Genomic DNA, 12,872 nt, shown 5'->3' with positions numbered 1-12,872 from the left:
CGGCCCCGCGCGGGGTCGACGTCATCCGGGGAGCGTCCCCGGCGCCGGGTGCCGGGAGTGGCGGACGAAGACGGCGGCGCGGCGCTGCACCCGGCGCTCCCACCGCTGGACGAACGACCGCGGCGGCGCCTGCCGGGGGCCGTGGCCCGCGGCGTAGAACCAGCGCTTCGCGAGCTCGGCGAGGGCGAGGTACGCCCCGATCATCGCGAGCAGGGCGAGGAAGTACGGCGCCGGCACGACGGAGAACCCGAGCACGCCGCCGATCGGGGTGAAGGGCAGGAGCACGCCGACGCCCGCGGTGAGCAGCGGGACGACGAGCATCGGGACGCTCGGCCGGCTGCGGAGGAACGGGACCCGGCGGGTGCGGATCACGTAGATCACGAGGGTCTGGGTGGCGAGGGACTCGATGAACCAGCCCGTGCGGAACTCCGGGGGTCCCGCGTGGAGCAGGAGCAGCATCACGCCGAAGGTGAGGAAGTCGAAGACCGAGCTGATCGGCCCGAAGAGGAGCATGAACCGGCGGATGAAGCGGATGTCCCAGGCGGCGGGCCGCGCGAGGACCTCCGGGTCGGTGCGGTCCGTCGGGATCGCGAGCTGCCCGCCGTTGTAGAGCAGGTTGTTCAGCAGGATCTGCGACGGGAGCATCGGCAGGAACGGGAGGAACAGCGAGGCGCCGGCCGCGCTGAACATGTTCCCGAAGTTGGACGACGTCGCCATGAACACGAACTTCATCGTGTTCGCGAAGATGCGGCGCCCCTCGGTCACCCCGTCGGCGAGCACGTCCAGGTCCTTCTCGAGCAGGACCACGTCGGCCGCGTCCTTCGCCACGTCGGTCGCGCCGTCCACGGAGATGCCGACGTCGGCGTGGTGGAGCGCGACGGCGTCGTTCACCCCGTCGCCGAGGAAGGCGACCACGCCGCCGTGCACGCGGGCGGTCTTCACGATGCGCGCCTTCTGCACGGGCGTGACCCGGGCGAACACCGTCGTGGCCTGGATGAGCGCGGCGAGCCGGGCGTCGTCGAGCGCGTCGAGCTCCGCGCCGGTGAGCACGCCGGTGACCGGCACGCCGAGCTCCGCGCACACGGCCTCCGCGACCGTGCCGTTGTCGCCGGTCACGAGCTTGACGTCGACCTCCAGCCCGGCCAGCCGGCGGATCGCCGCGCCCGCGTCCGCCTTCGGCCGGTCGACGAAGGTGAGGAACCCGAGCAGGCGGAGCCCGGTCTCGTCCGCGACGGCGAGCTCGGCGGTCGGCCCGGGCAGCGGCCGCGAGGCGACCGCGACGACGCGCGCGCCCGCGGCGAACAGGCGCCGGAGCGTCTCCTCGGCCGCCGGGTCGACCGCCGCGCACCGGCGCAGCACGGCCTCGGGGGCGCCCTTGGTGACGAGCACCCGCTGCCCGTCGGGGCCGGTGACCGCGGTGCTCGCGAGCTGCCGCTCGTGGTCGAAGGGCAGCATCGCGTCGCGGCGGAAGGAGGCCGTCGGGTCGTCCGCCCGCGGTGCGCGCCACAGGGCCTGGTCGAGGTCGTTGCCCCCGACGGGCCCCGTGGGACCCGGAGTCGACTCGGTGCACAGCAGCCCCCACCGGAGCAGGCCGGGATCGGGGGCGCCGGACGGGTCGAGGGCCTCGGCGAAGGTCGTCCGCCCCTCCGTCAGGGTCCCGGTCTTGTCCGTGAACAGCGTGCGGATGTCCCCGAGATCCTCGATCGCGACGAGGCGCTTGACGAGCACCTTCTGCGCGGCGAGCCGCCGCGAGCCCGCGGAGAGGCTGACGGTGACGATCGCCGGCATCATCTCCGGGGTGATCCCGACCGCGATCGCGAGGGAGAAGAGCAGCGCGTCGATGATCGGCCGGCCGAAGGCGGCGTTCACGACGAAGATGCCGACGGTGAGGATCGCGGCGATGCCGACCAGGAACCGCGAGAACGCGGACAGGCCGGCCTGGAACGCCGTCCGCGGCGACTGCTCGGCGAGGCCGGCCGCGATGGCCCCGAAGGCGGTGCCGCGCCCGATCGCGGTGACCACGCCCCGACCGCCGCCGGTGTGCACGATCGTCCCCATCAGCGCGCAGCAGGGCAGGTCGAGGCCCGAGGCCTCTGGCGACGCGGCCGCGGTCTTCCCCGCGGAGGCGGACTCCCCCGTCAGCAGCGCCTCGTCGCACTCGAGGGTCGTCGTGGCGAGCAGGCGCAGGTCGGCGGGTACGAGGTCACCGACGCGGAGGTCGACGACGTCCCCGGGCACGAGCGCCGTGACGTCGAGAGCGACCGGCGCGCCGTCGCGCCACACCACTGCGCGGCGGCTGATCCGGGCGTGCAGCGCGGCCACGGCGAGCTCGGCGCGGAACTCGTTCACGAAGCCGAGGCCGGCGCTCACGGCGACAATGACGAGGATGATCGTCATCGCGGTGGGGTCGCCAGTGACCCCGGCCACGGCGGCGCAGACGATCAGCAGGACGACGAGCGGGTTGCGGAACTGCGCGCCGAGCACCGCCCACCAGCGCACCCGGCGCGCGTGCACGAGGTTCGGGCCGGCCGCGGTCCGGCGCTCGCCGGCCTCCGCCGTCGTCAGGCCGGTCGGCCGCGAACGGACGCGCGCGAGCACCGCATCGGCCGGGAGGCGGGCCGCGGTCACGAGGTCGAGCTCGCCGGGCGTGAGCTCCCGCGGCAGCGCGGGCGCGGTCCGGGTGACGGCGGGCACGGGGCGGGCGGGGCGCGTGCCGGTCACATCCGCCATCTGCGCAGCGATTCCTCCCGGGCGTCAGGGGCGAAGGGCCCCTCGGGCGTCGTCCGCGTCCCGGCCGTTCGGGAGCGGGTCCGGTCCTCCTCCGGCGCGACGAGCGGACCGGCGGTCTCGACGAGCCGGCGCAGCTCGGCGCAGAACCGGGCGGCCGGTGCGCCGTCGACCACGGCGTGATCGATCGCGACCGTCAGATCGAGCGTCCAGCGCGGCTCGACCCCTCCGTCGACCACCCTCGGCCGCTGCGCGATCCCGCCGACCACCACCGCCAGCGGCATCACGGTCGGCGGCGCGATGCCGAATCCGCCGCCGCCCCCGAACATGCCGACCGCGGTGACCGAGACGGTGCCGACGTGCCGGCGGGCGGCGGGCGAGCGCGCCATCGCGAGGTACAGCGCCGCGGTGGCGCCGGGGATCCGCGCGAGCACGGGCGCGGTGCGCTGGAGCAGGCGCCCCGCGCTCCCGGCGGCGGGCTGCGCCCGCGTCGAGCGCAGCTCCGCGGTCAGCTCCTCGACCGATCGCGCGTCGGCGTCGACGAGCAGGCGCGGCAGCCCGACCGGGCCCCGCGGCGTCGCCGTCTCGACGAGCACCGCGACGTCGACGTACCGGTGCTCCGCGATGCGGCCGGCCCAGGTGCGGTAAGCGTGCACCTCCGGATGGCGCTGCGCCGCTCGAGCGACGCACGCGGTCACGAAGGCGGTCATCGAGACCGGCCGGTCGGGGTGGTCGCGCAGCCACGCCTCCGCCGTCGTGACGTCGAGCTCGAGGAGGCCGGTCATCGGCGCCTGCCGCCGACCGGCCCGCAGCGCGCCGGCCAGGACCCGCCGGGTCGAGCCGAGCGGCCGGACGACCCGGACCCGCTCACGCGCGCGGTCCACCGCGGTCCCTGACCTGGGCCGCCCCGATCGGCGGTGACGCGTCGCCCGCGCCGGTGCCCTCCGGCCGCCGCGCGGCGCCCGGCGTCCGGATGCGCCCCTCGCGAGCGGACGTCCCGCGCTCGGCGCGCGCACCGACGGCGGCGTCGAGCACCGCGACGAGCAGCACGACTCCCACGATGTAGCCGAGGTCCTCCAGCGGCGCGAACGGGAGGAACACCCCGAGCGTCCGATCCCGATCGAACACGTAGACCGGCAGGGCGCTGAGCAGGTTGTCGAAGACCAGCGTCACGACGACGAGGTACAGGGCCACCCGCAGCACCCGCCGCGTCCGGAGCGCGTGCGTGCGGAGGACCACGTCCAGCAGGACCGGCAGCGCGATCAGGCCGGTGACGAGCAGGGCGAACGTGGACCTCATCGGTGGATCCGCAGCATGCGCAGGGCGAAGTAGGCGAAGAACAGCAGGAGCAGGGGCTCCTCGATCGGCAGGTCCGGCAAGCCGAGCGAGACCCCGATCACGCGGTCGCCGGCGTGGAAGACGCCGGCGGCGATCCCGGCCAGGTCGAACGCGAGCAGCACCAGCGCGGTCGCGCCGACGACGACGGCCGCCCGCGCCGGTGCGCGGAAGAACGCGAGCCGCCACCGCCGATCGACCAGCACGAGCGCGCCCGTCGACGTCAGGATCCCCGTCAGGTAGAGCGCCTGCATGCGGACTCCTCCCGTCCGGTCCCGAGCGAGGACTCTCCCCGTCGTCCCCCCTCATGCGCCGGGGTCTTTCGGCCCCTCCCGGGTGCGGTCCACCGCCGCGACGGCCGAACGGCCCTGGCGGCGACGACGGTCCGCGCCGAGCCTGAGCGCATGGGAGGCGCTCCGGCCCGAGGGCGCCCGGCGGCGGATGCGCTCGACGCGGCGGTCGAGGCGTGCAGGCGCAGCACCGTCACCGGATGGGGCCGGGTCGAGGTCGCGCGCGAGCTGGTCGCGCGGCGCTGCACCACCTCCTCGGTGCTCCACCCGTGGGAGTCGCCCCGCGTCGCCTTCGCGCGAGGTCGCGGGTACTGCGCTCGGGCACGCCCGAGCTGGGTCGAGCATCCCCGGCTCGGATCCGGCGGCGGCGGGGCTACGGACGAGCCGCCGTCGAACGGGACCGGCGGAGCGCCGCGGAGCCGATCGACGCCCACGCCGCCAGCGCGACGACGAGCGCGGAGCAGAACACGTGGAGCGGGACGAGCGCGTCGAGGTCGGCGTCGCTGATCAGTCGTCCCGTGGCCGTCTGAACGAGCGCCGCCGCCGCGAAGGCGACCGCGACCGCGGCGAGCACCGGGGCGGCTCGGCGCAGCGCGACGACCGCGACGACCGCCGCGGCGAGGGAGGCGGCGACCAGGCCGAAGGCCGTCGCCCCGTGCAGCGCGGCCCAGCGGTCGGCGGCGGCCCCGTCGGTGCCGACGACCTCCGCCCCCGTGGCGAACTGCACGAGCACGACCAGCGCGGCGGCGCCGGCGAGCAGGGCGAACGCCCGACGGGCGCCTTCGCTCGTCCGGCGGTCCGCTCCGGACTCGTGGGTCGAGGTCGCTCGCACGGGCCGACCCTGCCGCCGCGGCGCGGGTGCGGGGAGAGCAGATGGTCCCGGGCGCTGCCCCTCCCCCGGCGCTGATCCGGCGGCGGAGGACCTTCGCCCGTGGTGCGCGGGAGGACGACCCGGTCGACTCGCGGCAGAGGTGGCGAGATGCATGCGGAGGTCGGGGACGAGCTCGTCGTCCAGGCACGACGGCAGGGCGAGCCCTCGCGACGGGGCGAGATCCTCGAGGTGCACGGCGCCGGCGGCTCCGAACCGTTCGTGGTGCGGTGGGACGACTCCGGCCGGACCGGACTCGTGTTCCCCGGCGCCGACGCGACGGTCGTCGCCGCACCGGCGCGGACGTCCCCCGTCCGCTGAGCCCGTCCACTGAGCCCGTCCACTGAGCCCGGGCCGCCGAGCCCGGTCCGTCCGGGGTCAGTCCGTCGCCCGGTCCCGATCCGCCGCCCGTCCGGCGCCGAGGTCGAGCATCGAGGCGACGGCCACGAGGTCGCGGACCGCCTGCCCCGAGAAGTGCCGCGGGCGGTCCTCGAACACGCAGAGCATCGCCCCGGGGCGGTCGCCGGGAATCGGCACACCGGCCGCGGCGCGCACGCCGGCCGCGAGCAGGGCGTGCTCGCTGACGACGGGATCGGCCGCGAGGTCGTCCACGGTCCAGGCCGCCGACGGGTGCGTGCGCGGCCAGCCGTCGCCGTCGAGCCGCCGGGGCACCCGGAGGTGTCCCGGTGCGGCCAGCACGTCCGTCCCCGTCGCGTCCGGCAGGAGCACCGCGGCCCCGACGGCGCCGGTGAGGCGGGCCGCGAGGGTCGCGGAGGTGCGGAGGCGCTCGAGCGTCGCGTCCGGCGCAGCGCTCCCGCCCGGCCCGGTCGCGCACGCGGCGAGTCGGCGCGCGACCTCCTCCGCGGGCGGGCGCCGGTCGGCCGTCGTCGCGGTCATGCCCCGCAGGACCTCCGCGAACCGCGCGGGGAGGTCGGGCGGCAGGAACGGCTCGCGCCGCAGCCGGGCGAGCGCCGACTCGTCGACCGAGCCGGGGAACTCCCGGTGCCCGGTGACGGCCTCCAGGAGGACGAGGCCGAGCGAGTAGACGTCGGACCGGTCGGTCGCGCGGCGCCCGCGGACCTGCTCCGGGCACATGTAGGCGACCGTGCCGAGATCGGGGCCCGGCGCGAGGTCAACCGCGCCGATCGCCGTCCCGAAGTCGGCCAGCCGCGCACGGAGGCGCTCGTCGGGGTCGACGGTCGCGATCAGCACGTTCGCCGGCTTCACGTCGCGGTGCACGAGCCCCGCCCCGTGCAGGAGGGCGAGTCCCTCCGCGAGCTCCGCGCCGAGCGCCGCCGCCTGGTCCCAGCGCAGCGGGCGGCGCGCGAGCAGGGCGTGCAGATCGCCGCCGCGCATGCGCTCCATCACGAGGAAGTCGGTCTCCGTCCCGTCCTCCCGCCGGACCGTTCCGGCGTCGAGCACGGGCATCAGCGCCGGGTGGGACACCGTGGCCGCGACCACGCCCTCCCACGCGGCGCCGCGCGTGGTCCGATCCTGGACGGCGGGCGCGTCGAGCACCTTCACCACCACGTCCCGCAGGAGGAACGGGTCGAACGCGGTGTGCACGACGCCCATGCCGCCGCGGGCGAGCACGCCGTCGATCCGGTACCGCGCGCCGACGACCGTGCCGGGCGCCAGCTCGCTGCGGCGGCGCGGCGGGGGCGCCGGCCGCTCGTCGGCCCGGGCCGGCGGGGCGGCCCGATCCGGACCGGGGTGCGACCCGATCGCGGCCGGCAGCATCCGCCGCACGGCGGCGCCGATGCTCATCGCCGTCCCGCCGCGAGTCGTTCGGCCGCCCGCACGTCCCGGCGCTCGACGGCCAGCAGGAGGCAGGCGACCGCGATGCCGGCGACGGAGACCGCGCGGCGGATCGTGCGGGCCGCCGCTGCGTCCCTCGCCGACCGGTTCCGCTGCACGGGCTCACGGTCACGCGCGGCGCACCCCGTCGGGAGGGCCGTTCGTCCCGCCCGGAGCGGACCGCACGCGATCCTCGCGGCGCGTCAGGCGCCGGGGCCGAGCAGCACGAGCGAGCCCGCGGCGCGGCCGCTGCGCAGGTCGTCGAGCGCGCGCGGCGCGTCCTCGAACCCGTACGTCGTGGTCGTCGGTCCGATGCCGAGCCGCGTCGCGATCCGGAGGAGGTGCATGCCGTCCGCGCGGGTGTTCGCGGTGACGGAGCGGAGGTCCCGCTCGCGGAACAGGTGCCGGTCGTAGTCGAGCGGCGGCACGGGCGACATGTGGATCCCGGCGAGCACCACCGTGCCGCCGGGCAGGGTCGCCTCGAGCGCCACCGGGACGAGGTCGCCGGCCGGCGCGAACACGATCGCCGCGTCGACGCCCCGGTCGGGCAGGTCCCGCTCCCCCGCCGTCACGGCGAACCCCATCGACGCGGCGAGCGCCCGGTTCCCGCCGCCGCGGGTGATGACGACGACCTCCGCGCCGGCCGCCCGGGCCAGCTGCGCCGTGATCGACGCGCTCGAGCCGAAGCCGAGCACCGCCAGCCGGCCGCCCGGGGGCAGCGCCGCCCGCTGCAGCGCCCGGAACCCGATGATCCCGGCGCAGAGGAGCGGCGCCGTCGCGACGGGGTCCGCGTCGGCCGGCAGCCGGTAGGCGAACGCTTCGGGCACGTCGGTCTCCGCGGTGAAGCCTCCGTCTGCGTCCCAGCCGGTGAACGTCGCCCGGGGGCACAGGTTCTCGCGCCCGGAGCGGCACCACGCGCAGACCCCGCACGTGCCGCGCAGCCAGGCGATGCCGACCCGGTCCCCGAGCGCGAAGCGCCGGGCCGCGCCGCCCCGGTCGACCACGACGCCCACGACCTGGTGGCCCGGCACGACCGCGGGCAGCCGCGGCGGCAGGTCGCCGTCGACCACGTGGAGGTCGGTGCGGCACACCCCGCAGGCCTCGACCCGCACGCGCACCGCGTCGGGTGCGATGGGGCCGAGCTCCCGCTCCGTGCGCTCCAGCACGCCGTCGTGGCCGGGCGCGGTCCAGGCGGCTGCGGGCATGCGCGCACCCTCCGCCGCCCGGCAGACGGACGCCAGGGCCTTTCGTCGCCGCCGGCGCTCAGCCGAGCGACGGCATCGCCGCCCGACCGCGCGCCTCGGCCGGCGGCGTCCGGGGCGCTGCGCCGACGATCATCGTGGGGACGACGGCCCGGCTCAGGAGGAGCCGCCCCGACGTGCCGAGCAGCGCCGGCACCGCGATCACGCCGTCGTGCCGCCCGAGCACGACGAGCGCCGCCCCGTCCGCCGCGTCGGCGACGCCCTCGTCGGCCGGCGCGTGCACGAGGCGCCTGCGCTGGCGGACGTCGGGCCGGCGCTCCGTGATCGCGTCCCCGCACTCGTCGAGCAGCGCGCGGTGCGCCTCCTCGAGGAGGTGCGCCCGGTGCGGCTCGTACCCGGGCAGCACCGCCCAGAGGTCGTCCTCCCACCAGGCGTGCACGAGCTCGAGCGGCAGCCCGCGGTGCGCCGCCTCGTCCGCCGCGACGAGCGCGGCCGCGGTCGACGACGCGGTGCCGTCCACGCCGACGACCACGCGGTCGCCGGTCCGCACCGGGTCCGGCACGACCACGACCGGGCAGCGCGCGAGCGCCGCGAGCCGCAGGGCGAAGGCGCGCCCGGCGGACGGCGCGCGGTCCGTGCCGGATCGGACGCCGAGCACGAGGAGGCCGCCGCCCTCGGCCGCGTCGAGCAGGCCGCGCTCGGGCTCGCCGCGCTCGACGGCCGCGCTGACCAGCAGCGCCGGATGCCGCCGGCGGAGTCGGACCGCTTCGGCGGCGACGGCGGCCTCCTCGGCGGCGCCGTCCTCGGACGCGGTCAGCACGTGGAGGAGCCGCAGCCGCCCCGAGCCGTGCTGGCGGTCGGCCGCCCACGACGCCGCGGCCCGGGACGCCGATGACCCGTCCCACGCGACGACGGCTTCGTCGAACAGATCCATCCCGGCAGGGTCGGGCGCTCCGCGCCGCCCGCGCAGAGTCGTTGGTCACGCGCGCGGCACGGCGCTGCGATCGGCGGTCGCGCCGGCCCGCTCCCGGCCGCGGCGGACGCTGCCCGCCATGCGCAGCGCGAGGACGATCGTCACGAGGTCGACCACCTCCTGGAGGAGCGCGCCCGTGAGCGCCGGCAGCACCCCCGTGACGGCGACGAGCATGAGGCCGATGCTGAGCGCGATGCCGACGCCGATCGCCTGGAGGGCGACCCGCACGGTGCGCCGCGCGACGCGCACCCCGTCGACGAGGCGCCGCAGGTCGTCGACGAGGACGACGACGTCCGCCGCCTCCGACGCGGCGCCGGAGCCCCGCGCCCCCATCGCGACGCCGACGTCCGCGGCGGCGAGGACCGGCGCGTCGTTCACCCCGTCGCCGACCATGGCGACCGGGCGCGGCTGCGCGTCGCGCACGACCCGGACCTTGTCCTCGGGCCGGCAGTCCGCGTGCACCTCGTCGATGCCGATCCGCGCCGCGATCGCCTCCGCGGTCGCGGTGCGGTCGCCGGTCACGAGCAGGACGTGCTCGACGCCGAGTCCGCGCAGGGCGGTCACGACCTCGCGCGCCTCCGCCCTGGGCTGGTCGGCCAGGAGCACGGCGCCGGCGAACCGGCCGCCCACCGCGACGTCGACGACGCTCTCCCCGGCCGCGGGCGCGCTCGGCGCCGGGTGGACGCCGAGCCCCTCCAGGAACCGCGCGGTGCCGAGGACCACGTCCTCGGCACCGACGACGGCGTGGACGCCGGCGCCCGCCGCCTCCGTCACGGCCTCCGCGGCGAGCGGGTGGAGGCCGCGCCGCTCCGCCTCCGCGACGATCGGGGCCGCGAAGACGTGACCCGACCCGCGCTCGACGGCGGCGGCGATCCGCAGCAGCTCGTCCGGCGCGCGGTCGACGGCTCGGACCGCCGTCACGTGCGGCCGTCCCTCGGTGAGGGTGCCGGTCTTGTCGAACGCGACGCAGCGGACGCGGCTCAGGACCTCGATCGCCGCGCCGTCGCGCACGATCACGCCCGACCTGGCCGCGGCGCCGATGCCGCTGACGAACGCGATCGGCGCCGCGAGCAGCAGCGGGCACGGCGTCGCGACGACGAGCACCTCGGCGAACCGGACCGGATCGCCGGACACGATCCAGCCGATCGCGGCGATCGTCGCCGAGAGCGCCGTGAAGGGCAGCGCGTACCGGTCCGCGAGGCGGACCATCGGCGCCCGTGACGCGGACGCGTCGGCGACGAGGCGCACGACGCGCTGGTACTCGCTGTCCACCGCCGACGCGACCGAGCGGCAGGCGATCGGCGCGCCGACCACGACCGCGCCGCTCGAGACGCGGTCGCCGGGCGCCGCCTCGACCGGCACGCTCTCGCCGGTCAGGCGCACGAGGTCGAGCATGGCGGCCGTCGCCAGCACCGCGTCGACGGGGACCGTCTCCCCGGGCCGGACGACGAGCGAGGAGCCCACGGCGACGTCGGCCACCGGCACGTCCCGGTCGCCGCCGTCGACCCGCACGTGGGCGATCGCGGGCGCGTCGGCGATCAGCGCGGAGAGGCGCTCGCGGGCGCGATGCGCCGCGGACTCCTCGAGGGCGGATCCGACGAGCAGCATCAGCACCACGACCGCGGCCGCCCACCACTCCCCCACCGCCAGGGTGCTCGCGACGGCGGCGATCGCGAGCACGTCGATGCCCACCCGGCCGCCGCGGAGCGTCCGGATCATCCGCACCGCCTCGGGCACGGCGGCGATCGCGGACCCGCCGCCGAGGAGCCACGGCACGGCCGCGCGAGCCGGGGACGCCTGCAGCACCAGCGCGACGGCGAGCAGCACGCCCCAGACGACGACCCAGCGGTACCGGAGCAGCGCGTCGATCGGCGCGGGGAGCGGTCGCTCGTCGGTGGTCGTCATGCGTCGTCCCTCCACACGACGTCCCACGCTCACCGGTCGCGGGTCGCGGCGCAGGGGGCGGAGGTCACACGGTGGGGCCATCCGCCTCTGTCGTCCCCGCCGCCCGGTGGCGACCCTGGCGCGCGTGATCGACCACCAGCCGCGCCCGCGCCGGGGCGCGGGGTCAGACCGCGACGGGCGGCGCCGTCACCCGGCGGAGGAACCCCTGCAGCCGCCGGTAGACGAGCTGCGACTCCGGCAAGGAGGCGTCCTGCTGCCAGGTGTGTCCCGCCCGGCGGTGGCGCCGGCCGAGCACGACCGAGTCCACCGGCACGTCGTGCCGACGCAGGCGCTCCACGAGGGCGGCGCTCGACGCGCGCAGGAAGTCGCGCGCGGAGGTCGAGACGAAGGTGGCCGGGAACCCGGCGGCGATCCACTCGACCGGGGACAGGTACCGCGCGGCCTCGGCGAAGGCGGCGCCCTTCAGGCCCCGGCCGCCGCGCGGCAGCAGCAGCCGCACGAAGCCGAGCGCCGGCGACCACGGCTTCGCGGCGGGGCCGACGTCGGAGAAGCTGCAGTGCTGCACGACGCCCCGGACCGCGCCGGCCGGCAGCGCGGGGTCCAGGGCGAAGTGGGCCGCCAGGTCCGGTCTGCTCGCCGCGGCCACGGCGAGCGCCGCGATCTGACCGCCCGCCGAGTCGCCGCCGACGACGATCCGCTCGGGATCGCCGCCGAAGCGCGCGATCTCGTCGCGCACCCAGCCGAGCACCCGGTTGGCGTCGTCGACCATGCAGCGCATGTGGTACTCGTCGCGCCCGGATGCGAGCCGGTAGTTCGCGTTCACGACGACGAAGCCCGCCGCGGCCTGGCTGGCGCAGTAGCGGTCCGTCGACGACTTGTCGCCGCTCGTCCACCCGCCGCCGTGGAAGTAGACGTAGACCGGCGCGGGCTCGACCCGGCCCGCCGGGCGCAGCACGTCGAGGCGGTGCTCCGGGTCCCCGTCGTCGACGTAGGCCACGTCGAGCACCCGCTGGACGCCGTCGACGGGGTGCCGGGCGAAGCGCCGCTCCTGCCGGACCGTCACCCGGGCCATGACGCGCCGCCAGATCCAGACGAGCAGGGCCGACGGGTGCATGCGCCGCACCCTAGGCGCCGCCGGACGGCCGCCCGTGCGGGATCGCTGCGAGCGGAACGGCGGACCCTTTCGTGCTCCTGACCGTGGTGATCCCGGTGCGGGACGACGCCGGCCCGCTCGAGCGCTGCCTGCGGGCGCTCGAGCAGCAGCGCCGCCGGGCCGACGAGCTCGTGGTCGTGGACAACGGGAGCAGCGACGGCAGCGCCGCCGTCGCCCTCGCGCACGGCGCGCGGATCGTGACGGTGGGCGTCCGCGGGATCCCGGGCGCGACCGCGGCCGGCTTCGACGCCGCCCGCGGCGACGTGATCGCCCGCCTCGACGCGGACTCCGTCCCGCCCGTCGACTGGTTGGAGCGGATCGAGGCCGCGTTCGCCGCGGACCGGGACCTGGCCGCGGTCAGCGGCGCCGCGCGGTTCTACGGCGGGTCGGCGATCGTCCGGTCGCTGGGCCGCCTGTCCCTCACCGTCGGCTACTTCCGCCTGATCGCGGCCCTGCTCGGGCACGTCCCCCTCTACGGCTCGAACTTCGCGATCCGGTCCGCGGTCTGGGCGCGCACGGCCCGCGCGGTGCTGCGGGACCGGGCGGACGTGCACGACGACCTCGACCTGTCGCTGCGGCTGCCGCCCGGGTCGGCGGTGCGGTACGACCCCGGGCTGTCCGT

At 77.2% G+C, this 12,872-nt stretch carries 12 protein-coding genes and 1 pseudogene; 2 read left to right on the top strand and 11 right to left on the bottom strand.

Annotated elements, in window-relative coordinates; translation table 11 throughout:
• Nucleotides 1-21 precede the first annotated feature (21 nt).
• The 5 genes from mgtA to CLV52_RS18375 all read right to left on the bottom strand — a co-directional run bounded on the left by mgtA (nt 22) and on the right by CLV52_RS18375 (nt 5,184).
• Nucleotides 22-2,730 (bottom strand): magnesium-translocating P-type ATPase, encoded by a 2,709-nt coding sequence (gene mgtA, locus CLV52_RS08960; RefSeq protein WP_133766026.1) that lies wholly within the window; start codon nt 2,728-2,730, stop codon nt 22-24.
• Nucleotides 2,718-3,611, bottom strand: coding sequence for a 2-oxo acid dehydrogenase subunit E2 (locus tag CLV52_RS08955; protein ID WP_162850779.1), 894 nt, complete (start codon nt 3,609-3,611; stop codon nt 2,718-2,720). Before CLV52_RS08955 ends, mgtA begins: the two co-directional genes overlap by 13 nt.
• Nucleotides 3,595-4,026, bottom strand: coding sequence for a lycopene cyclase domain-containing protein (locus CLV52_RS18380; protein ID WP_162850778.1), 432 nt, complete (start codon nt 4,024-4,026; stop codon nt 3,595-3,597). The genes CLV52_RS08955 and CLV52_RS18380 overlap by 17 nt, the downstream gene beginning before the upstream one ends.
• Nucleotides 4,023-4,316, bottom strand: coding sequence for a lycopene cyclase domain-containing protein (locus CLV52_RS08950; RefSeq protein ID WP_133766024.1), 294 nt, complete (start codon nt 4,314-4,316; stop codon nt 4,023-4,025). Before CLV52_RS08950 ends, CLV52_RS18380 begins: the two co-directional genes overlap by 4 nt.
• Nucleotides 4,317-4,725: 409 nt before the next feature.
• Entirely contained in the window at nt 4,726-5,184 is a 459-nt protein-coding gene (locus CLV52_RS18375) for a hypothetical protein (protein WP_162850777.1), read from the bottom strand.
• A gap of 147 nt (nt 5,185-5,331) precedes the next feature.
• Between CLV52_RS18375 and CLV52_RS08940 the strand changes: the two genes are divergently transcribed.
• A complete protein-coding gene (locus CLV52_RS08940) occupies nt 5,332-5,541 on the top strand; it encodes a DUF1918 domain-containing protein (protein ID WP_133766022.1) in 210 nt (69 codons plus the stop codon).
• Between the two features lie 57 nt (nt 5,542-5,598).
• Here the strand turns inward: CLV52_RS08940 and CLV52_RS08935 are convergent, their stop codons facing one another.
• From CLV52_RS08935 to CLV52_RS08915, 6 genes are all read right to left on the bottom strand, one after another.
• The gene (locus CLV52_RS08935) at nt 5,599-6,987 is read right to left on the bottom strand and encodes a serine/threonine-protein kinase (RefSeq protein ID WP_133766021.1); all 1,389 of its coding nucleotides are present in this window, start codon (nt 6,985-6,987) and stop codon (nt 5,599-5,601) included.
• On the bottom strand, nt 6,984-7,136 hold the full coding sequence (locus tag CLV52_RS18370; protein ID WP_162850776.1) for a hypothetical protein: 153 nt from the start codon (nt 7,134-7,136) through the stop codon (nt 6,984-6,986). The genes CLV52_RS08935 and CLV52_RS18370 overlap by 4 nt, the downstream gene beginning before the upstream one ends.
• Before the next feature lie 84 nt (nt 7,137-7,220).
• Complete coding sequence (locus CLV52_RS08930) at nt 7,221-8,222, bottom strand: zinc-binding alcohol dehydrogenase family protein (RefSeq protein WP_133766020.1); 1,002 nt, start codon at nt 8,220-8,222, stop codon at nt 7,221-7,223.
• 58 nt (nt 8,223-8,280) lie between these two features.
• The gene (locus CLV52_RS08925; protein WP_133766019.1) at nt 8,281-9,153 is read right to left on the bottom strand and encodes a universal stress protein; all 873 of its coding nucleotides are present in this window, start codon (nt 9,151-9,153) and stop codon (nt 8,281-8,283) included.
• 45 nt (nt 9,154-9,198) lie between these two features.
• Nucleotides 9,199-11,097, bottom strand: coding sequence for a heavy metal translocating P-type ATPase (locus CLV52_RS08920; RefSeq protein ID WP_133766018.1), 1,899 nt, complete (start codon nt 11,095-11,097; stop codon nt 9,199-9,201).
• A gap of 163 nt (nt 11,098-11,260) precedes the next feature.
• Complete coding sequence (locus tag CLV52_RS08915; protein ID WP_246018048.1) at nt 11,261-12,211, bottom strand: alpha/beta hydrolase; 951 nt, start codon at nt 12,209-12,211, stop codon at nt 11,261-11,263.
• Nucleotides 12,212-12,282: 71 nt separating this feature from the next.
• Between CLV52_RS08915 and CLV52_RS18900 the strand changes: the two are divergent.
• Nucleotides 12,283-12,819: pseudogene (locus CLV52_RS18900) on the top strand (glycosyltransferase family 2 protein); the annotation flags it as partial.
• Nucleotides 12,820-12,872 lie beyond the last annotated feature (53 nt).

The sequence above is a fragment of the Amnibacterium kyonggiense genome (assembly GCF_004364555.1).
GTDB classification, from domain to species: Bacteria; Actinomycetota; Actinomycetes; order Actinomycetales; family Microbacteriaceae; genus Amnibacterium; species Amnibacterium kyonggiense.
Note: the sequence above shows the minus strand (reverse complement) of the source record. Positions and strands in the feature narration are given on the sequence as shown.

Excerpts from the sequence above, each read along its gene's own strand:
- mgtA (WP_133766026.1), bottom strand. The coding sequence starts at position 2,730 with ATGGCGGATGTGACCGGCACGCGCCCCGCCCGCCCCGTGCCCGCCGTC.
- CLV52_RS18380 (WP_162850778.1), bottom strand. The coding sequence starts at position 4,026 with ATGAGGTCCACGTTCGCCCTGCTCGTCACCGGCCTGATCGCGCTGCCG.
- CLV52_RS08950 (WP_133766024.1), bottom strand. The coding sequence starts at position 4,316 with ATGCAGGCGCTCTACCTGACGGGGATCCTGACGTCGACGGGCGCGCTC.
- CLV52_RS08940 (WP_133766022.1), top strand. The coding sequence starts at position 5,332 with ATGCATGCGGAGGTCGGGGACGAGCTCGTCGTCCAGGCACGACGGCAG.
- CLV52_RS08935 (WP_133766021.1), bottom strand. The coding sequence starts at position 6,987 with ATGAGCATCGGCGCCGCCGTGCGGCGGATGCTGCCGGCCGCGATCGGG.
- CLV52_RS08930 (WP_133766020.1), bottom strand. The coding sequence starts at position 8,222 with ATGCCCGCAGCCGCCTGGACCGCGCCCGGCCACGACGGCGTGCTGGAG.
- CLV52_RS08925 (WP_133766019.1), bottom strand. The coding sequence starts at position 9,153 with ATGGATCTGTTCGACGAAGCCGTCGTCGCGTGGGACGGGTCATCGGCG.
- CLV52_RS08920 (WP_133766018.1), bottom strand. The coding sequence starts at position 11,097 with ATGACGACCACCGACGAGCGACCGCTCCCCGCGCCGATCGACGCGCTG.
- CLV52_RS08915 (WP_246018048.1), bottom strand. The coding sequence starts at position 12,211 with ATGCACCCGTCGGCCCTGCTCGTCTGGATCTGGCGGCGCGTCATGGCC.